Annotated in this window: 24 protein-coding genes; 15 read left to right on the plus strand and 9 right to left on the minus strand. The window is 46.4% G+C overall.

The genetic code is table 11. The features are described 5' to 3' along the window. Positions 1-262: 262 nt before the first annotated feature. A complete protein-coding gene (locus B7L70_RS00975) occupies positions 263-454 on the minus strand; it encodes a hypothetical protein (RefSeq protein ID WP_081226040.1) in 192 nt (63 codons plus the stop codon). A 116-nt stretch (positions 455-570) separates the two neighbouring features. On the opposite strand from B7L70_RS00975, the gene B7L70_RS00980 reads away from it, so the two are divergent. Then, a complete protein-coding gene (locus B7L70_RS00980) occupies positions 571-1,194 on the plus strand; it encodes an HAD family hydrolase (RefSeq protein ID WP_081226041.1) in 624 nt (207 codons plus the stop codon). A gap of 60 nt (positions 1,195-1,254) precedes the next feature. Next, entirely contained in the window at positions 1,255-2,067 is an 813-nt protein-coding gene (locus tag B7L70_RS00985; protein WP_081226042.1) for a hypothetical protein, read from the plus strand. Here the strand turns inward: B7L70_RS00985 and B7L70_RS00990 are convergent. The 4 genes from B7L70_RS00990 to B7L70_RS01005 are packed head-to-tail and all read right to left on the minus strand — an operon-like array spanning position 2,064 to position 4,220. Then, positions 2,064-2,744 carry a PHP domain-containing protein gene (locus B7L70_RS00990; protein WP_081226043.1) on the minus strand — a complete coding sequence of 227 codons (681 nt, stop codon included), beginning with the start codon at positions 2,742-2,744 and terminating at the stop codon, positions 2,064-2,066. The genes B7L70_RS00985 and B7L70_RS00990 overlap by 4 nt on opposite strands. Beyond that, positions 2,722-3,393, minus strand: a complete 672-nt coding sequence (locus tag B7L70_RS00995) for a TIGR00296 family protein (RefSeq protein WP_081226044.1) — start codon at positions 3,391-3,393, stop codon at positions 2,722-2,724. Before B7L70_RS00995 ends, B7L70_RS00990 begins: the two co-directional genes overlap by 23 nt. Then, on the minus strand, positions 3,371-3,604 hold the full coding sequence (locus B7L70_RS01000) for a hypothetical protein (protein ID WP_081226045.1): 234 nt from the start codon (positions 3,602-3,604) through the stop codon (positions 3,371-3,373). Before B7L70_RS01000 ends, B7L70_RS00995 begins: the two co-directional genes overlap by 23 nt. A gap of 49 nt (positions 3,605-3,653) precedes the next feature. Continuing rightward, positions 3,654-4,220 carry an ATP:cob(I)alamin adenosyltransferase gene (locus B7L70_RS01005; protein WP_081226046.1) on the minus strand — a complete coding sequence of 189 codons (567 nt, stop codon included), beginning with the start codon at positions 4,218-4,220 and terminating at the stop codon, positions 3,654-3,656. Between the two features lie 98 nt (positions 4,221-4,318). Between B7L70_RS01005 and B7L70_RS01010 the strand changes: the two genes are divergently transcribed. The 6 genes from B7L70_RS01010 (at position 4,319) to B7L70_RS01035 (ending at position 9,817) form a co-directional block, all read left to right on the plus strand. Further along, a complete protein-coding gene (locus B7L70_RS01010; protein ID WP_238376024.1) occupies positions 4,319-4,546 on the plus strand; it encodes a hypothetical protein in 228 nt (75 codons plus the stop codon). A 126-nt stretch (positions 4,547-4,672) separates the two neighbouring features. Beyond that, complete coding sequence (locus B7L70_RS01015) at positions 4,673-5,083, plus strand: PaREP1 family protein (RefSeq protein WP_238376025.1); 411 nt, start codon at positions 4,673-4,675, stop codon at positions 5,081-5,083. Positions 5,084-5,158: 75 nt separating this feature from the next. After that, a complete protein-coding gene (locus tag B7L70_RS01020) occupies positions 5,159-6,961 on the plus strand; it encodes an FAD-dependent oxidoreductase (protein ID WP_081226049.1) in 1,803 nt (600 codons plus the stop codon). Next, a complete protein-coding gene (locus B7L70_RS01025) occupies positions 6,961-8,130 on the plus strand; it encodes an FAD-binding oxidoreductase (RefSeq protein WP_081226050.1) in 1,170 nt (389 codons plus the stop codon). The genes B7L70_RS01020 and B7L70_RS01025 overlap by 1 nt, the downstream gene beginning before the upstream one ends. An 84-nt stretch (positions 8,131-8,214) precedes the next feature. Then, complete coding sequence (locus tag B7L70_RS01030; protein WP_081226051.1) at positions 8,215-8,646, plus strand: Hsp20/alpha crystallin family protein; 432 nt, start codon at positions 8,215-8,217, stop codon at positions 8,644-8,646. Between the two features lie 112 nt (positions 8,647-8,758). After that, positions 8,759-9,817, plus strand: a complete 1,059-nt coding sequence (locus B7L70_RS01035) for a phosphate uptake regulator PhoU (RefSeq protein WP_081226052.1) — start codon at positions 8,759-8,761, stop codon at positions 9,815-9,817. Here the strand turns inward: B7L70_RS01035 and B7L70_RS01040 are convergent. Together B7L70_RS01040 and B7L70_RS01045 are read right to left on the minus strand one after the other, a co-directional pair. Continuing rightward, positions 9,807-10,406: a methyltransferase gene (locus tag B7L70_RS01040; RefSeq protein WP_081226053.1), complete on the minus strand. Its 600-nt coding sequence runs from the start codon at positions 10,404-10,406 to the stop codon at positions 9,807-9,809. The two genes, B7L70_RS01035 and B7L70_RS01040, sit on opposite strands and share 11 nt — an antisense overlap. Before the next feature lie 4 nt (positions 10,407-10,410). Then, complete coding sequence (locus B7L70_RS01045) at positions 10,411-11,223, minus strand: helix-turn-helix domain-containing protein (protein ID WP_081226054.1); 813 nt, start codon at positions 11,221-11,223, stop codon at positions 10,411-10,413. Between the two features lie 54 nt (positions 11,224-11,277). On the opposite strand from B7L70_RS01045, the gene B7L70_RS01050 reads away from it, so the two are divergent. Then, on the plus strand, positions 11,278-12,147 hold the full coding sequence (locus B7L70_RS01050; protein WP_081226055.1) for a hypothetical protein: 870 nt from the start codon (positions 11,278-11,280) through the stop codon (positions 12,145-12,147). Here B7L70_RS01050 and B7L70_RS01055 read toward each other — a convergent pair whose 3' ends face one another. Next, positions 12,148-12,498, minus strand: coding sequence for a 30S ribosomal protein S25e (locus B7L70_RS01055; protein ID WP_081226056.1), 351 nt, complete (start codon positions 12,496-12,498; stop codon positions 12,148-12,150). Between the two features lie 157 nt (positions 12,499-12,655). Here B7L70_RS01055 and B7L70_RS01060 point away from each other — a divergent pair, with 157 nt between their 5' ends. From B7L70_RS01060 to B7L70_RS01085, 6 genes are all read left to right on the plus strand, one after another. Then, positions 12,656-13,234, plus strand: a complete 579-nt coding sequence (locus B7L70_RS01060) for a TATA-box-binding protein (RefSeq protein ID WP_081226057.1) — start codon at positions 12,656-12,658, stop codon at positions 13,232-13,234. 2 nt (positions 13,235-13,236) lie between these two features. Then, positions 13,237-13,935: a hypothetical protein gene (locus B7L70_RS01065; protein ID WP_081226058.1), complete on the plus strand. Its 699-nt coding sequence runs from the start codon at positions 13,237-13,239 to the stop codon at positions 13,933-13,935. Continuing rightward, positions 13,936-14,355: a Holliday junction resolvase Hjc gene (gene hjc, locus B7L70_RS01070; RefSeq protein WP_081226059.1), complete on the plus strand. Its 420-nt coding sequence runs from the start codon at positions 13,936-13,938 to the stop codon at positions 14,353-14,355. Positions 14,356-14,482: 127 nt separating this feature from the next. Next, entirely contained in the window at positions 14,483-14,764 is a 282-nt protein-coding gene (locus B7L70_RS01075) for a hypothetical protein (RefSeq protein WP_081226060.1), read from the plus strand. A gap of 56 nt (positions 14,765-14,820) precedes the next feature. Then, positions 14,821-15,510: a metal-dependent hydrolase gene (locus B7L70_RS01080; RefSeq protein WP_081226061.1), complete on the plus strand. Its 690-nt coding sequence runs from the start codon at positions 14,821-14,823 to the stop codon at positions 15,508-15,510. A 55-nt stretch (positions 15,511-15,565) separates the two neighbouring features. Further along, positions 15,566-16,942, plus strand: a complete 1,377-nt coding sequence (locus tag B7L70_RS01085) for a digeranylgeranylglycerophospholipid reductase (protein ID WP_081226062.1) — start codon at positions 15,566-15,568, stop codon at positions 16,940-16,942. Here the strand turns inward: B7L70_RS01085 and B7L70_RS01090 are convergent. After that, positions 16,928-18,028 carry an S-methyl-5-thioribose-1-phosphate isomerase gene (locus B7L70_RS01090; RefSeq protein ID WP_081226063.1) on the minus strand — a complete coding sequence of 367 codons (1,101 nt, stop codon included), beginning with the start codon at positions 18,026-18,028 and terminating at the stop codon, positions 16,928-16,930. The two genes, B7L70_RS01085 and B7L70_RS01090, sit on opposite strands and share 15 nt — an antisense overlap. Positions 18,029-18,060 lie beyond the last annotated feature (32 nt).

Here is an 18,060-nt window from a genome sequence, read left to right on the forward strand (position 1 = left end):
TACACGACGCCACCGAGCATGCCAATTATGGTTATGGAGAATCCAATGACATATATCGTGGTTTCATCAATAATCACATTATGTAGCTCATTAATGCAATTAATATACCTTTTCTGACCTCCTCCCCCGCCCTAAAGGACGAGTTGACTGTTATTGTCAGCCAGAGCTAGAACTTTGCGAACTGGTCTCATTTCTCTTGAGCGCCACCGCAATGCTCGCGTACCTCAATAGCTGCCATACCTCTCGGTACTCCATGTACCCCCTAACCACCTTCCTGGCCAGCTCCCTCAGTTCCACGATTGCCTTCAACCCCAGCTAACCTCTCTTCATGTGCCTTGACTAGCTTCGTTAACTCGTTGACAGTTTCGACAAGTCCATCAACGGAGGGCTTGGGGTCGGCATAACCAAGGAGCCCCATCACAGCCAACCTAAACTCCTCATCCTCACGAAGCAAACGAGGAAAACTGCCCCCTAACTCGTTGTGTATTCTAGATCATTGATCAGGAATTCGTGTTGTTGAGGGTTTGCGCCTCTATTGATTGGGGGTAATTGTTATTTGTTGTGTTTGTTATGGTTGGTGTGGTTAGGGGTGTGGTTTTTGATTTGGATGGTACGCTTGTGGATACCGTGCCATTACATGCGAAGTCCTGGGTTGAGACTTGTAGGAGGCTTGGTTTGCCTGTTCCTCCTGTTGAGTTTGTATATTCCTTGATGGGGCTTAGGGCTTTGGATATTGCCAGGTTATTGTGTGGTGGTGAGAATGCTGAGGTGGCGCTTAGGGTTAAGAATGAGGTTTACTTATCGCTCATTGGTGATGCTAGGCCTGTTAGTGGGGCGCCTGAGGTTTTGAGGGTTCTTAAGGGTAGGGGTTTGTTGGTTGGTGTGGTTACGTCGAGCTCTAGGCATGTTGCCCTTAGGGTTCTCGAGGTCACTGGGCTTCTTGGCTTCATTGATGCTCTTGTTGCTGGTGATGATGTTGGTAGGGGTAAGCCTGACCCTGAGCCGTTGCTTAAGTTATTGGGTTTGTTGGGGTTGGGTGTTGGTGATGTGTTTGTTGTTGGTGATTCTAGGTATGATGTTGATATGGCTAGGGGTGCGGGTGTTGGTACAATATTCTTCCTGGGTGAGGGTGTGTTTGGTGATCCCCGCGTAATTAGTATTAGGGAGTTGAGGGAGATCCTGCGTTTTGTATGATCACACTCAATTCCCAATTAAGCATTAATTTTATTAATAAATTCGTGAAAATCATTACTAATGCCGTTCATCCAGGTTGGGCTATCCCAAGGCATGTCCTTAGTCGTCATAGTGGCTGTTGTCGCTGTAGCCATAGTCATAGCCCTACTGTACAGGTTTGGATACCTTAGGGGAGGGGCTAGGGGCAAGCGTGGTGAGGGTAATGAGGGAGGCGAGGGCCTTGAGTATGTTCAGCCAGCACCCAGTGAGTTGCAGCGGAACCAGCAAGGTGTGCAGAGCGGGTCAGGTGTTGGTGAGGTGAGGGTTGGGCAGGGGGGTAGGGCTTTGCTTGTTGAGACTAGGCCCGTTGAGGTTAGGCCGTTGCAGAGCCCTGAGAGGTCGGTTGATGTTGATAGGATTGAGAGGCTGATTAGGGGTATTGAGGGTGAGTTGGTTAGGGTTATTAAGCAGTCATCGGCTGATACGGCTGACTTATTGCTCTCTAAGATTGGCGAGTTGAGAGAATACATCAACCAATTGATTAGGCAGTGCTCTACCCAATATCCGCCCTTTTCCCAGGTGGGTTATGTGCCGTCTAGTATTTCCGAGTTTAGGGAGTTGTTTAGGGCTTCGTTTGTTGGGTTGTTGAAGAATGGTGAGGTGGTGGAGTACACGGGCGAGCAGGTGGTTAGTGATGAGTTGGTGAGGTCCCTCCTTAGTTATAACACGGATTTCGTGGTCATGTACTACAATGATAAGTACCTCTACCTGACCAGGTATAATGATTACTCACTGATGCTAATCACGGAGGATTACCTGGACCCCGTGAGTGGTGGTCTCGTTAAGATACTGTTCAGGAGGTTTATTGACGAGACCGTTAAACAACAGAGTTAGAGGTGCAACCTGCGCCTTATGGACCAAGAGAACCTTTTCAGGAGTAAGCTTGGGCTTGGGTAGTTACCAATGGGTTTAATGCGCCCATTAATCACAGCCTTGAACACGCTTTCCACGGTTAAATCCTCAAGCTCAAATATTGTGTATGCCACGCCAACGAGTTCGGGTATGTGGGCGTCACTATTGGCTACACCGACCATTCCTAACCCACGTGCTGTTTTCATGGCTCTCCAATTGCTTATTGGTAATGCACCGGCATTAAACACCTCGATTGCGTGCCACTTGTATAGCTTCACCTTATCACCAATACCCTGCCTAAGAATATCGTATGGGTGGGCGGGTATTGCTAGGCAGTTGTTTGAGGAAGCCCAGTCAAGTAATTCGGGTATTGATTTGGGTGGATTGTCAGTGTTTGGGTAATCCATGCATAGTACTAGCACGTCCCCATCGTATGTCCTGACCTCATTACCAACAATAAGTAATAAATCATTGTTCGCTAGCCCGCGGCTCCTCAGGACCTCTAACGCCCTTAGTGAGCCCCTGAATGTGTTGTGGTCTGTGATCGAGAGTATGCCTAACCCTCTATTTAACGCGTTTATTATCACGTCCCTCGGGTCTCCCCTACCGTCGCTGTATGTGCTGTGGGTGTGTAGGTCAGCCTTCACTTGAATTGGCATTTTTGCACCCTCTCAATTCTTCAACCAAATCCCTCTCAACAACCTCACCCCTAGGTTCAACCTCCCTGAATATTTGGGCCTCGTAAATCAACACCGAGGTATCCTCATCAAGCCAGCAATCGGGTGGTAGGAACGCCTTCATACAACCCTCATTCAGGAACGTCATTGAGTCCCAGCAATACTCAACGGGAACCTGCGGCAGCAATAACCCTGAGTAATAACCCTTCTGTATCACAATACCGTGCCTACCAACCACAATCCTACCTGGGTAACTCCTCGGGTTGCCGGGTTCGAGGAGCTCCAGAGGACTTAGTATGGACACCTCGAAGGTCACCCTATCAAGTTCATCAATACCCATTGGCTCAAACCTCGGATCCTCAACGGCAGCCGCTATGGCACTCCTAATAACACCGCCTGCGGTGTTGTATACAGCCTCTGGAAAGCCTATGCAACCCCTTAGCTCACCCCTCCTGTCCCTACCCATGAACACCTCTATCGTGGTGAATACGCCATACTTATCCTTGAGGAGTCTCGGTGGTGTATCCTGCGGTGGTTGTATTACCTTACCACTACGTAGGTACTCCTCCACGGCTGTTCTGGCTAGTTTAACCAGGAACCTCCCCTCCTCAATACTGTACGGTTTGAACATGATCACCACCAATACCTGCTCTGGAGTTAAATAAATACACTATGCCCGTGATTACCCCCGCAATCACGACGAGAGATAGCATTAGGATATCTAACGCCTTATTTGTATTACCAATGAGGAATTGCCCATGATCTATGTAAACCGCGTAGTAAATCAACACTATGACTGTTACTACGAATAGCACTATCGATATTAACACGGTATACCTCATCAACCTCCCAATTTGGGTTAGATTATATAAAGGTTCTTACTGCAAAATACTACCTCATCGCCCCAAAGGACCTCATCTTCTCATTCACATTCTTAAACACCGACACGTGATTGAGAAATATTAGGTGGGCTATGTATTTGTTTAATTGGTTGAGCATACCTATGAGCTCTTGCACATTACTGCTTGGTAGATCTTCATCATCCAAAAGCCTAACAGCGGTTCTCTCGGCCTCCCTGGCCTTAACCCTGAGCAGGTTTAAGAACGCCGTCTTCCTATCCTTGGGTATGAACCAGCCCAACTCCCTACTATCGACCTCACACACCTTATTTATCAAATCCCTAATTGGGGTGAGCCATGACCCATCACCGGTGGCTAGGTATGTGTTCAGTGCCGTGGCCATTAGGGCGATGTTGCTGAATTCCTCACCACCAACCTCCGCAAGTCCCCACTCGGCCAGGGCTTCTAGCTCGTCTAGCCTACCCATCAAATCTATGGCTGGGTGATCCTTCCTAAGCTTAACATGTCTCCCAAACACCATTACATCGCTGAACCCACCATCTCCAGGGCACCTTATTGACCCATCAATCCTAAGGCAATCGACGAACACATTTGTCATAACCAAACATTACACAATCGCGGGGGAAATTAATATATGTAGTAGTTAATTTAATGACTCAGTAGCTACTTAGGGTGTAGGTAGAGGGGTGGGTGAAAGTGAGCTTCACATGCAGTGTTTGTGGTAGGAGGGTTTCGTTTTGGGAGGTGGCATACATAGGTAATTCACTGGTCATATGCAAAAACTGTTACCCGGAGTACTACGTCAAGCACTGCCCATTGGTTAGGCGTAGAACGAGTGGTGAATCACCACCGTCATGCAACTACTGCCTATACCGAAGTAAGTGCGATGAGTACGTAAAAGGTTTACAACCCAAGTCACGGTGAACCAAAAACTAAGCATTAAATAGTTCGGTTGTGTTGAATTCGAGGTGATGCATCATAGAGATCAAGAGACTCAATACCGCCGAGATAGCGAGGTCCCGCCTTCAGGAGGCCTTGAGGGAGCTTGACGTGGCTGAGGTTTTCTTGAAGGAGGGGTTGATTAGGAATGCTGCAGGTAAGGCGTTCCAAGCCTGGAAGTCCGCAATGTCCTACCTAGCTCTAAACAACCTTGAATTGCTCAGGGGTAAGTACACGGGGTATAAGAGGGTTGGTAGGTATTCCATACCACTCCATGAGTGGATCGCCGTGGTGATGCCCACAAATAGGATGACGGAGGTTTCCACCTTAATAGCCAATAAGGTGCCCGAGGTTGTCGAGTTAACAACACTGGCTTTACAATTACATGAGTATCAGTACAATGGGCCGGATCCCGAGGGGATAAGGAGTAAGGTTCCTAACGATGAAACCGCTGAAAGGCTTGTGAATACCTTGATAGCGAGGGTGAGGAGTATCCTGGGCTCCCTGGACACCCAGCGTTAATTAAGGATTAGGGATGCTAATTTGCACTTCGTGTATGGACAAAACTTATAATTTACCAAGACCCACAACCACATGATGAGTAAGCGGCCATGGGTCGCTGAGGAGCTTGGTCGCGGTAATTATGGCGTCATGAGGAGTTCCAGGTATGGAGAGCCGAGGGGCTTCCTCTGCTGTGAGTGGTGGTGTGAGGGTTATTGGGCATCCTCGGGCTATTACAACCTATGTGGTGATAAACCAACAATGCCAAGGAAGACCACAAGTGTTCCCTCAATCCTGAGAGGTTTGGCAAAACCATCTTCCTTCCCTAGGAATCGCCTATTGATACTGCTGTGGCCTATTATAAGGGAGCGAGTTCGTGAATCCCTTAATAGATCCTCCATAGATGAATTACCAGCCATTAGCGCAAAGACTGAGTATGTGAAAGTTGATAGTGACGTCTTAGTTGTTGGTGGAGGCTTGGCAGGTCTTTCAATCTCTAGGGAATTAGCGAAGCTTGGTTTTAAGGTTGTCCTCGTTGAGGGTGAGGACTACCTTGGTGGCCACCTCATAGTCGATGATGTGGAAATCAGGGAGTTAGGACGCGGTAATGAGTTTGTTAACAAATTGGGTAGGGAAGTTGAGAATCTAGTGACTGTGTATAGGGGTGTTGTGTTTGATGGATTCCTTGAGGATTCCGTTACAGGTCATTCCCGGGACTTCACTAAACTATACGTATTTAGTTATAAGTACTTAGTGCTCGCCCAGGGCTTTAGGGAGGTACCCCTTGTCTTTCCTGGCAATAACACGCCGCGCATGATTACGGGCTTATCAGCACTTAAGCTTGTTAAGTGGTGGGGTTATAGGCCGAGGAGGTTGTTGGTTTGGGGTAGTGATGATTGGGGTGTTAGGGTTGCAATGAACCTTGCTCAGCAGGGTATTGAGGTTTACCTTGGCGATAACTCTGCAATAATCAGGAGCGACTTGTATAGGGATAGGGTTGGTTCGAGTGGTGTGAAGGTGCTTATTGGTATGAATATCGTTGATTCTAAGGATACTGGGGATGGCTTAAGGATTGTGCTTGAGAACCTTAGGGGTAGGAAGGCCAAGGTTAGGAGGAGGGAGGAGGTTGTTGTCAATGCTGTGGTTAGTGCAGCTAGATTACCCGTGATAGACCTACCAGCCCAACTAGGCGCCCCCATAGTGTATGCCCCAGAGATGGGTGGCTTGGTTCCAAGGAGGGGCTTCACTGGCGATTTAGGTTTAGGTAATATCTACGTGGTTGGTGATGCCGGCGGATTACTACCGGAATTCCTGGTGATTAGGCAGGCGAGGGTTACCGCGTTGAGTATTGGGGCTAGGGAGGGGTTGGTTGGGAAGGATGACTTAGATAGGGAGGTTGCCGAGTTCAAGAGGGATCTCGTTAATACGAACTCATCATACTACAATGCGTTGCTTAGGTTTGAGCAGGGACTTCATGGTACAGGCTATTACGCAGAGCCTAACGTCACCCACGTACCGATGTGGGCTGCAGCAGGCACCACAGAGGATGTTGAGGGGGCCATAAAGGTCGCAGATAAGCAGTACCTTTGCTTCTGCGAAGACGTAACCCTTGGCGATGTTCTCGAGGGGATTAAGGTGCTTATGCATGGTAGGGAGGTGAGGGTTAAGGTGCTTCATGGTGAGGAGGAGGAGTACAAATCGCTTAAGCTACCCAGTATGGAGAGGATTAAGAGAGTTGTTGGTTTAGGCACCGGCCCGTGCCAGGGCAAGTTCTGCCTTATGAGTACAAACCTAATACTAAGCTTCATTTATCAGAAGAAGCCGGGTGAGTTTGGTATTCCAAGGATTAGGTTTCCAGAGGCGCCGATACCAATGGCAACGCTGGTGGGTGGTGAATGATGGGCGAGGGTCGTGGATTAATAACCCTATCTGCCGATGCCGTGGTTGTTGGTGCAGGCATTGTTGGTTTAGCCACGGCTTACTACCTAGCCCGTAGAGGCTTATCCGTTGTTGTCTTTGAGAGGAACTACGTGGGTGGTGGTAGCTCCACGAGGAACGCTGGTAGGTATAGAGTTCACTTTGGGAATAGGGAGAACACGGAGTTCGCGATCAAAGCTATCAAGAGGCTGGAGTCGCTCAGTGGTGAGCTTGGTTGGAATGGCATCTTTGAAAGACCTGGGTATTTATGGCTAGTTAGGCGTGAGGAGGTCCTTAAGCGGTATGAGGAACTTAATAATGAATTGTGGAAGCCACTGGGCATACCTGTGCAAATACTAACCGTGGATGAGGTTAAGGACAGATTCCCGTACATAAATACCAAGGGTATAGTTGGTGCAGTCTTTGGCCCGCAGGATGGCGCCTTTCACCACGACTATATAGTCATGGGTTACTACACAAAAGCCCTAGATCTCGGCGTTAATATACTTGAGTATTCAGAGGTTAGGGGCGTGGGCATTGAGTCAGGTAGGGTTGTTAATGCTTCATCAAGTAACGCATTCGTGAGAACTAGGAGCATTGTTTTCGCGGCAGGCGCATGGACTGGTGAGCTCATGAAGTCCCTGTTGAATATAGATGTCCCAATAAGGCCCGTGAGGAGGGAGATAGGGATCACAGAACCAATAAGACCCTTGATAAACACCTATGTAATAGATACGGAGACGAACTTCTACGTTGGACAGACCATGAGGGGCGAGGTGTTGGGTAGTGTGGAGCTTGAGGATGGCGAGGGCTTTCTGCCCTACGGAAACACGCTCAACTGGCTCACTTCCTGGGCTAGGGAGGTCGTTCGGTTAATACCGAGTCTCAGGAATATCAGGGTCATGAGGATCTGGTCCGGCTACTACGAAATGACACCAGACCATAGCCACATAATGGGTAGACTGGATAGTTGGCCTGAGGGTGTGTATGTGCTATCTGGCTTCTCTGGACATGGCTTCATGTTTGGGCCTTACGCCGCTGAGTTGCTTGTGAAGTACATGGTGGATGGAGTCATGGACCCATTGATGAGACCCTTCCTACCCCAGAGGTTCGTAACGGGTAATTTGATTAAGGAGGCACTCGTTATTTAGACCCGTATTTATTTGTGTTTTATTTATGGAGTACCACTTAATTAATGCGTTGGATAATTATTAAACATAGCATACCTCCTAATCATGACGTTTGAGCAAAACGCAACAGATGTGGCGGTTGGGTTAGGTAAGGTGGAGGCTGGTGTGAATGAGCTAATTAGTAAGTTAGCGGCCGTGATAGATCCGAGGTTAATGACCAGGGAGCCTCCCATCGATATTTTTGATAATGGCGACTCGGTGGTAATACTGGTTGATCTACCTGGTGTTAAGAAGGACAGTATCAAGGTTAGAGTTGGCAGCAACTATGTGGAGATTGCAGCCGAACCTCAACCAACACCTACGGTGGGTAAGGCGGCTAGGATTGAGAGGCTGAGCAATTTCAGGGTTTATAGGAGGGTGGAGCTTGGTGTTAGGTTTAAGGTTGATGGAGCCAAGGCAATGTATAGGGATGGGGTGCTTCAGGTAATTATTCCTAAGTTAGGTAGTATAGCCGAGACGGAGGTTTCAATAGAATAGTTATGCTCATGTGTATGAATATTTCACCTCTAAAAATCAATAAGTAATTATGATTAGTAATTATTAATTTATTAGGATAAGGTATTTATAGGGGTCTAATTATTATGCCCTGATGTCTATAGTGAAGTTTGAACCGGAGACCAGGAGGGTGCAATTAACCGGCGGCGCAACTTTAATAGTGTCGCTACCCAAGGAGTGGACTAGGCAGGTGGATCTAAAGCCTGGTGATGAGGTCTTGGTCATACCACAGCCAGACCTCTCATTGCTGGTCGTGCCTAAGAAGATGGTTAAGGCACCACTGCTTGAGTCATCAATAAGTGTTAACCAGGACCTCTCAAACATTGACCACGTAGAGAGGGTTTTGTTGGCCCATTACCTGTCGGGTTACGACATATTCAAGCTCAACTTCGACATAACAACACTAGACCTTAAGAGGCAGGTTAAGGATATAGTACGGAGGAAGTTAACCGGTGTCGAGATTATTGAGGAGGGTAGGAACTCCCTAGTAATACAGAACCTGGTCAACGTCCCAGACATAAACATTAGGGATATACTCGTGAAGCTCGTGAAGACCGTTGTCGGAATGATCGATGACTTAAGAACCCCGATAGAGAATGGGGATAAGGCAATCGCCACGGACATCGTGGAGAGAGACAACGAGGTTGATAAGTTCTATTGGTTGCTAAATAGGCAGTTAAAGAGGATACTGATTAGTAAGCATGCCCTTAGCCTCTCTGGCTTACAGGACCCAAGGAGTATAATTGAGTACGCCATAATTAATAAGTCTCTCGAGAGGGCTGCCGACCATGCCGTGAAGATAGCTAGGGAGGTTCTGAATCTTGGTGATAAGTATGTATTGTTAATGCCGCAGGAGATTAGGCAGAGGTTTAGTGAGTTGCTCAGTAAGGATTCCATGATAATGAATAACGTGGGTAAGGCAATGATAGAGAAGCCTGACGTTAAGGAGATTAACTACATAATCGATGCCGTGAAGTACGAGATACGGTCAGCAGTAGACTCATTAGACACAAACCTAACAAACTACAACATATCTACACAAGCCGCCGCCTCTGCGAGATTGATCCTCGATAGCATATATAGAATTGCCGAGTACGCCTCTGACGTAGGTGAGGCATTACTCAACCTCTCGATCGAGCAGATCAGCTTGTGATAAAAACCATAGTTATAATATCCTCAAAAAAGTAATGACTCGTTTTAACAACCACCAACTTATAATTACACATACCCATTAATTCAACAGTCTCCTCCCAATTAGACAATGACGATTGCGTTAAAACCACAATATCAACCCTGTTACCACATGCATAATTCACGATTTGCTTAATTACTTCGTTACCCTGAGAACCACCAAAAACCCTCCAATCCTCAAGCCAATCACCAGGTAGGTAGGGTGGGTTACTTACAATTACTTTAAGGCGGGCGTTATTTTTTATCGCATCTAATGTTCTCGTTGATAGGACATCGGCATAACTATACAGCCTATTATTGATCAGGTTTAGCCTCGTGTTTATTGATGCATTAACATCGTAATCGATAGAGATCACCCACGCATTAATGCCTTTACTCACCGCTTTCTCTATCGCGGTTAATGTCAGGATGCCCGTCCCAGACCCAACATCGATGATCCTCAGAGTGCCGCTACCCCCTACGTAATTCTCCAAAACCCACCCAAGCACCTCCGCTGTTTGCCAAGAGTCCTCAGCCGGTGGATATACATTATCTAGGATTATCAATCTCATGCCACTACCTAAAGATCGCTATGTATATGATTACCGAGGGTATTAGGAGGAGTAGTGTTTCGAATAATAGTGAGTACTCCATGGGCTTTCCTGAGAGCATGGATAATACGGTGGCTAGAATAATTAGGCTCGCCAGTGGTAGTAGGGCCTTTAGTAATGCATCGATTATTGAGAGCGGTAGGGGTGGTATCCAGGGCGTTATCAATGCCATTATTGTTGGGTAGATTGACGTGGGTATTAACGAGGCAAATACCCCACTTAGTAATCTTAAATCAATAATCTCATTACCTAACAGGTACTTATAAATAAATAATGCTATACCCACGTATGCCAACACGGAAATTACCGTTATGCTGACAGGCATGAAACTTATGCCTTCCACAAAGACGAGCAGCATTAATTCATAACCCTGCATGAAGGCCATGACTAACCCTAGAACTATTATTATCACTGAGTATAGAAAGACCATGGTGGGGCCGAGCCTATATATGCTTATCACTATCGGCCTCATAAGTAGAATATCTGCCAACTCCTCAGTTCTGCTCCTCCTACTCTCTTGCATAGAACCTAGGATACCGTCTAACCTCTCCACCAATTCCCTCCCTTTACTCGTTATCTTTACGTAAGATCCATCCTTAATAACGAGCCCATTAGCCCTTAGAATCTCAATGTCGTAATACACGGACGAGGCCGGCGCATTCAGTATCCTCCTTATGTCGGATATCTTCATTGTACCCTGCTCAATCAATAACCTAAGTATCCGAACCCTTCTCGGCCTCATTAATATGTTACTAAAATCATCAAACCCTTCACCCATTAATCCTAATACCTTGGGAGTAAGTATAAAAGAGTTCTTTCCGAAGAAGTACTTGTGGTTAGTTTTGAGGATTTAAAGGTGTCATTAGGGACATACATAATTAAGAGTAAGAGGGTTACCCACCAGGATTTATTGAAGTGGTCATCAACCAATAAGGTCGGAAACGCCCTACTTTACCTCCTAATTAGGGAGTTAATTCGAGAAAAGAGGTTTAAGACATCAGGTGAGTATGTGATTGGGGTTTTGAGGGTTGGTAATAATGATGTTAAATTAACAATACCAACCTACATAGAGGTAAGCGCGTCAACAAAAACCGCAGTAACAACCAAGCGCCAGGTTAGGCAGAGGCGTGGTAAAAGTACGAATATCCTCGAGGCCTTAAGCGAGGAGAGCAGTACTAAGGAGGAGCAGGGTGAGGCTAAGGTTGAGGAGAGGATAGAGATTACTGTAGAGAAGACAGAGCCTAAGCAAGACCAGGAATTGGAAGGCGGTAAGACCCATGAGGAGATCGAGGAGGCTAAGGGAACGGAGGAAGGCGGGACTAGGGAGGTAGAAAAACAAGATAGAATTGAGAGTGAAGGACTCATCGATTATTCCTCAGTCACCGCAGACAACTTCTTATCAATATTAAGAAATGCAATTTATGATGAGGTCTCACAAAATAGGGAGGAGGCCTTGAAGGTTGCTCTTGCGATGTTGATGTACCTATCGAGGTATTGGAGCGTTGGCGAGTTGCGACTTAAGTTGGATATTGCGAAGCAATTCGGTGGTGTTAATGAGAGTATTTTGAGGATTGAGGATAATGTCCTGCGTGCACTTAGGAGGGTTGGTTTAATAGAGATCGTCGAACCTGGGGTTGTTAATAGAGTTAAGGATTTACCTAAGGACCTCGTTAAAGTTAGGCTTGACACTCTATTCTCATGATTACATACCTAGTTGCTTGAGTCTGCTTGGTGGTGCATAGACCTCGGTCCTGTGGCCCTTCGAGATCAACACCAGCGATCCCTTACTGGCTAAGGTCCTCAGGACTTGGTATGCCACACTCATCTTAGTATTAAATCTGTTGGCTACGAGGTACGGTGTAACGTACTCCCACTTGGTGACCTCCTTCTCAACATCACTAAGTAGTTTAGGATCGACTAAGGACGCCTTAACTACCTGCCTCTCCTCCGCAGCTGCCTTCTTACCCTTACCCGTAGGCTTCGCTGGCGCCGCCTGCTGCTTCTCCTGCTTCTTAGCTAACTGGGATAAGGTTGGCTTCTTCTTACCACCCATATAGGTCAACACAGCCTCTCACATAATTCCTTATAAACTTAACGGAAGCCTCGCCCTTCCAGGGCTGGGTTAGTCTCTACCATCGCATATATTATTAGAAATAAGTAGTGTATTGTTATTGGAAAGGCTTTTTAAGTAGTTTTTTAAATCATGAGTAATGCCAAATCCCACATATCGCATTGAGAATATTGTCGCCACGGTTAACCTTGGTGTTGATTTAGACCTAGACAAACTCGCCGAGAGACTCCCGGCGGCTGAGTATAACCCCGAGCAATTCCCCGGTTTAATACTCAGGCTACAAAGGCCCAAGATCTCAGCCCTAATATTTAGGACGGGTAAGATGGTGTGCACAGGTGCTAAGAGTGAGAATGAACTTAAGAGGGCTGTTAAAGAGCTCGTTAGGTTACTCAATGAGCATGGCGCCGACGTACCATTAACCCCAGAGATCCAGGTACAAAACATAGTTGCCTCAGGCAATCTCCACGCCGAAGTTGATATCGAGAAGTCCGCACTCATGCTTGAGAATTCCATGTACGAACCCGAACAATTCCCCGGATTGATTTATAGGATGGACGATCCTAAGGTCGTGCTACTCATCTTTAGTTCAGGAAAGATAGTGTGCACGGGTGCCAAAAAGGAGGTTCAGGTTAGGGACGCGGTCTTTAAGATACACGATGTCCTTAAGGACATAGGGGCTTTGTACGAGGAGGTTAGTAAGGAAGAGGAGGAGGTCTAACAATGCTGCCCGAGGCGGTTCCGATAATAAACCAGGGTGCTGGGTATCTACCTAGGTTGGTTTTCACGAGTAAACTTGCAATTGAGTTAAACGGCGAGGTTGATCAAAGGTTTGCTAGAAAGATTAAGTCCTTGGGTAAGGAGGTAATTGGTATAGTGAGAACCCGGGATAGGACGAGCCCGGGAATTCCAAGGATTTCTGATAATTTCGATAGGGTCGTGATAATAATGAATTCACGATTCGGCACATTATGGCTTAAATACGTGATGGAGTTTTCAAACACTATTGTTGGCCTTACCCTAGATGCGTTGATGAAGTTCGTTGATGTAAAACCCCACCTGCTTGATTTACCCAGTGAGTTATTCATAGATCCTATTATTAATGATAAAGCACAGGTAGTCCCCAAGGAACTACCGAAACCTGTAATTAATTGGCTTTTGGACTATATAGAGTCTGGTGGGGATTTGTACGTATTAATTAGGGATCGCTCAATAAGCAGCATTGATTTATTAATGCGCTCTAGATTGGTATTTACGTACGATGCCAAGTTAGCGGAGATGTACAATAGTATGGTGAAGGGTGGCTTAAATGGTGAAGTTAGTATTTCATCCAATTGCGACCTTTGTACTTCTTCACAAAGTCCTCTATGCATGTTTCTTTGCCCAAATGTTGATATCATTAGGGAGTTGAGGGTTGATTAGATGAGCATACCCAAGAGAAAGGGCTCCGCACATGAGAGAAACCTGGCAAATAAGTTATGGGATATGGGTTTAGCCGTCCTTAGGGGCTGTTCATCCGGTGGCGGTGTTAGGAAGAGGTTTGTCCCGGACATTGTTGCCATGGGACCAGGTTTCGTGTTAGTCCTGGAGGTCAAGTATAGATCTGAGAGAAATCCAATAAGGATTGAGGAGGAGAAGGTGTCAAAGCTACTTGAGTTTGCGGAGAGGGCTAGGGGTCATGCCTACATTGCGGTTAAGTTTAAGGGTGATGATTGGCGATTCATACCAGTCACAAGCAAATCGAGCATTGTGATCAAGCCTGACGATTTAAACAATGCCTACACGCTCGAGCAATTAATCAGTAAGTACGTTAATAGATCATTGTTAGATTTCCTTAAGTAATAAGTAATATAACTAGTAAGCCTCAGCGTCTCCCTGGATTCCATATCCTACATTAACCTGAGGTTAGGATTGAGTGGTACGTCGGAGACCGATTAATTTTTAATATGTCCAGTTAATAATTGTGGTAATGAAATCATCATTAATACAGCGTGAATTAAAGGCTTTAGTTGATGGGGTACTTAAGAGCCTTGAGGTTAAATCGTTGAGGTACACCAGGGTTAGTGTTAGGGATTCTAAGCAGGGACTAGAGGTTTCCATAAAGATTTATCTCGAGTCGCCCATCAGGTTTAACAGTATTTCCGAAGTAATCAAGGTATTAACGAGTAAGTACGGTATAGCACCAAGCGACATCATGATATATGCACCACACACGAGGGCTATCAAGCTCCTCTTCACGTTAAAGAGGTGATTTCGAAGGTTACGATAATGTAATGCTTATTTATGCGTATACTTAGGTTTGGTTTGATGAGTGCGCAGTCTTACATTAAATGGCTCGGTCACGCTGCCTTTGAGATTTCGTTAAGTGGGAAGAGGTTACTGATAGATCCCTGGATATCCAACCCACTATCACCAATAACTCTGAATGACATAACGCATGTCGACTATATCCTGGTGACTCACGACCACTTCGATCACCTTGGGGAGACGGTAGATATAGCCAAGAAGACCAACGCCACCGTTATCGGCGTCTTCGAACTTGTGAATTACCTTGGGGAACAGGGTGTTAAGAACACGATAGGTATGAATGTTGGCGGCTCGGTCAAGCTTACAAGCGAAATTGAGGTTTACGTAACGCCGGCGCTTCACAGCTCGAGTAAGGGTGTTCCTGTTGGTTTCATAATAAAGGCTCCTGAGGCTACGATATACCACGCGGGAGATACTGGTTTATTCAGCGAAATGGATTTGTTGGGTAAATTGTTCAAGATAGACGTAGCCATGCTACCAATAGGCAGCCTATTCACAATGGATCCTAGACAAGCCGCCTATGCATTGACTCTCCTGAGGCCGAGGGCTGTAATACCGATGCATTACAACACATTCCCTGACATTAAGCAGGACCCGAGCCAGTTTAAGGAGTTGGCAGAATCCATGCTACCTGATGTGAGGGTTTACGTATTGAAGCCTGGTGAGGTTTTACAATTACCAATCAAGTAAGTAATTACTGCTAAGCCCTTAATCTTTAAAATACCTAGTACTGCTTCGTTACAGGATGGGTAATTTCGATGTTGTGGTTGTTGGCGCCGGCACCGGCGGTTCTTATGCGTCCTATTTACTTGCCAAGGCAGGTCTTAATGTCGCCCTCGTGGAAATGAAGAAGAGAGATAAGGTTTTCAAAACAACCGGTGACGCAATAGGCATACATCATATCGAGAGGATGGTTATTAAGCCACCGAGCCAGGTATTCACCATAAGGTATGAGGGCGCTGAGTTATACAGTCCCGATCTTTCCGTGAGATATGTAGTACTTGGTAAGGGTTTTGGACTTGACATGGCGAGGTGGGCCCAATGGCTAATAGGTGAGGCTGAATCCGCTGGCGCCCAGGTTTTCGATGGGTATAAGGTTCAGGGACCAATAATAGAGAATGGGAAGGTTTCAGGGGTTAGGGTTTTGAAGCCTGACGGCACTGTGGAGGAGTTCAGAGCAAAGGTTGTTATTGATGCAAGTGGGGTTGGTGCAGTTGTTAGGAGTAGGTTGCCCCGTGAATGGTGGGTTTCCGAGCCATTATTGCCTGAGGATGCCTCGAATGCATATAGAGAAATCATAGAGGTTGATTATGAGATAGAGAGACCTGAATACATAAGGATATACCTAGATACGAACATAGCACCTGGTGGTTATTGGTGGTTGTTCCCAAAGAGCCGCAACACCATGAACATAGGCCTAGGGCTTTGGGGTAAGCTTAGTGAGGAGCAGGGGTTAAATCCAAGGCATAATTACGATAAGTACCTAGCCACAAGCCAGTACGTGAAAGGTAGAAAGATAATACATGCAAGCGGTGGTATTGTACCGACACGCAGACCATTACCCTCACTTGTGGCTGATGGATTCCTGGCGGTGGGTGACGCTGCTGTAACCGTAAACCCTGTTCACGGTGGTGGCATAGGTCCTGCCCTACTTTCTGCCGAGCTTGCGTCAAAGTCCGTAATCGAGGCCTTCGAAAAGGGTGATTACTCAATGAGGGGTTTGTGGAGGTACAATATTGAGTATTTAAGGGCTTACGGTATAAAGCAGGCAATGCTGGATGTGTTTAGGTTGATGCTTCAGACACTAACTAATGATCAATTAAATAGGGGTTTAAGAGCACGCTTACTCACTGAGGATGAGGTTCTGGAGATCTCGGAGAAGGGTTCATTAGAGCTCTCCCTTGTTGATAAGTTAAAGATTGGTCTTCGCTTAATGAAGGTCCCCGACGTGGCAGCTAAGCTAAGGCTAGCATTGAGGTATATGAATGAGGCTAAATCACTATATGAGAGCTACCCAACAGATCCAAGTGGCTTATCAAGTTGGTATGGTAAGTTAGTGAGTATTTACCGTGAGTATGCAAGTAGGCTTGGAATTTCACTGAAGTGGTTATTGAACACCTAATACCTTAGGCACGTTCTTCTCAAAGGGTGGATAGATTATCCCCTTCTCGGTTATTAACGCGGTTACGTACTTAGGTGGTGTCACATCAAATACGGGGTTATAGACAGGAACGTTATCCAACGTTATTGGTACACCCCTGATCTTCCTAACCTCGTCAGGATCCCTCTCCTCAATCTTCACATCCTCAACCCTACTCTTGAGATCAAAGGTTGATGAAGGGGCGATTGCGTAGAATGGTATATTTAACTCATGGGCAATTACCGCCTCCTTGAATGTGCCAATCTTGTTATAGACGTGACCATCCCTCAATATCCTGTCTGCACCAACCATAACACTGTTTACCATGCCCTTATACATCACGTAACCAACAGCCGTGTCTGCAATTAGGGTGACCGGTATGTTATCCATCATTAATTCATAAACCGTCAACCTGGCACCTTGAAGCCACGGCCTTGTTTCAGGGGCTATTACAGATACCCTAATGCCCAATGCGTGTGCCACCCTAATGGGTGCTGTTGCGGTACCTATCCCCGTGCCTGTTGCTAAACCGCCCGCGTTGCATTGGGTGAGTATTGCATCTCCATCGCTTATCTTCTCAAGGCCGTAAATACCCATCTTAAGCTCAGCCTCAAACTCCTCATCAAACACGGCCTTGGCCTCTGCCTTCAACTCCTCAAGTAACTCCTTAATGGATTTTGCCCTACCATTATGTACAGCATCCTCAGCCCTGCGGTAAATCCTTTCAGTCGCCCAAAACAGATTTTGGGCCGTAGGTCTAGCTGCGTTTAATACATCCCTAGCTCTAGCCAGCTCCTTAAGGGCTTCATCTAATGATGAGATACTGCCGTGGGCTATGGTGAGTACCATGCCATAGGCGGCGGTTATACCTATTGCGGGTGCGCCCCTAACTATCATTTGCCTAATGGCATCCGCAGTGGATACAGGGTCTCTCAACTCCACGTAAGACTCCTCAAACGGCAACTTCCTCTGGTCAAGCAGTATTAGTGTGTTGTCCTCATCACGCCATATTATTGGCCTTAACCTTGGCTTTATCTTACTTTTCAACTCCTCAATATCAACCTTCATACTTTACCGAGTAGTAATCGTAACTTTTAAGT

It is taken from the genome of Vulcanisaeta sp. EB80 (genome assembly GCF_002078205.2).

What these genes read in the sequence shown, in the direction of transcription:
- B7L70_RS00980 (WP_081226041.1), top strand. Translation starts at nt 571, where the DNA reads ATGGTTGGTGTGGTTAGGGGTGTGGTTTTTGATTTGGATGGTACGCTT.
- B7L70_RS00985 (WP_081226042.1), top strand. Translation starts at nt 1,255, where the DNA reads ATGCCGTTCATCCAGGTTGGGCTATCCCAAGGCATGTCCTTAGTCGTC.
- B7L70_RS00990 (WP_081226043.1), bottom strand. Translation starts at nt 2,744, where the DNA reads ATGCCAATTCAAGTGAAGGCTGACCTACACACCCACAGCACATACAGC.
- B7L70_RS00995 (WP_081226044.1), bottom strand. Translation starts at nt 3,393, where the DNA reads ATGTTCAAACCGTACAGTATTGAGGAGGGGAGGTTCCTGGTTAAACTA.
- B7L70_RS01000 (WP_081226045.1), bottom strand. Translation starts at nt 3,604, where the DNA reads ATGAGGTATACCGTGTTAATATCGATAGTGCTATTCGTAGTAACAGTC.
- B7L70_RS01005 (WP_081226046.1), bottom strand. Translation starts at nt 4,220, where the DNA reads ATGACAAATGTGTTCGTCGATTGCCTTAGGATTGATGGGTCAATAAGG.
- B7L70_RS01020 (WP_081226049.1), top strand. Translation starts at nt 5,159, where the DNA reads ATGAGTAAGCGGCCATGGGTCGCTGAGGAGCTTGGTCGCGGTAATTAT.
- B7L70_RS01025 (WP_081226050.1), top strand. Translation starts at nt 6,961, where the DNA reads ATGGGCGAGGGTCGTGGATTAATAACCCTATCTGCCGATGCCGTGGTT.
- B7L70_RS01030 (WP_081226051.1), top strand. Translation starts at nt 8,215, where the DNA reads ATGACGTTTGAGCAAAACGCAACAGATGTGGCGGTTGGGTTAGGTAAG.
- B7L70_RS01035 (WP_081226052.1), top strand. Translation starts at nt 8,759, where the DNA reads ATGTCTATAGTGAAGTTTGAACCGGAGACCAGGAGGGTGCAATTAACC.
- B7L70_RS01040 (WP_081226053.1), bottom strand. Translation starts at nt 10,406, where the DNA reads ATGAGATTGATAATCCTAGATAATGTATATCCACCGGCTGAGGACTCT.
- B7L70_RS01045 (WP_081226054.1), bottom strand. Translation starts at nt 11,223, where the DNA reads ATGGGTGAAGGGTTTGATGATTTTAGTAACATATTAATGAGGCCGAGA.
- B7L70_RS01055 (WP_081226056.1), bottom strand. Translation starts at nt 12,498, where the DNA reads ATGGGTGGTAAGAAGAAGCCAACCTTATCCCAGTTAGCTAAGAAGCAG.
- B7L70_RS01060 (WP_081226057.1), top strand. Translation starts at nt 12,656, where the DNA reads ATGCCAAATCCCACATATCGCATTGAGAATATTGTCGCCACGGTTAAC.
- B7L70_RS01065 (WP_081226058.1), top strand. Translation starts at nt 13,237, where the DNA reads ATGCTGCCCGAGGCGGTTCCGATAATAAACCAGGGTGCTGGGTATCTA.
- hjc (WP_081226059.1), top strand. Translation starts at nt 13,936, where the DNA reads ATGAGCATACCCAAGAGAAAGGGCTCCGCACATGAGAGAAACCTGGCA.
- B7L70_RS01075 (WP_081226060.1), top strand. Translation starts at nt 14,483, where the DNA reads ATGAAATCATCATTAATACAGCGTGAATTAAAGGCTTTAGTTGATGGG.
- B7L70_RS01080 (WP_081226061.1), top strand. Translation starts at nt 14,821, where the DNA reads ATGAGTGCGCAGTCTTACATTAAATGGCTCGGTCACGCTGCCTTTGAG.
- B7L70_RS01085 (WP_081226062.1), top strand. Translation starts at nt 15,566, where the DNA reads ATGGGTAATTTCGATGTTGTGGTTGTTGGCGCCGGCACCGGCGGTTCT.
- B7L70_RS01090 (WP_081226063.1), bottom strand. Translation starts at nt 18,028, where the DNA reads ATGAAGGTTGATATTGAGGAGTTGAAAAGTAAGATAAAGCCAAGGTTA.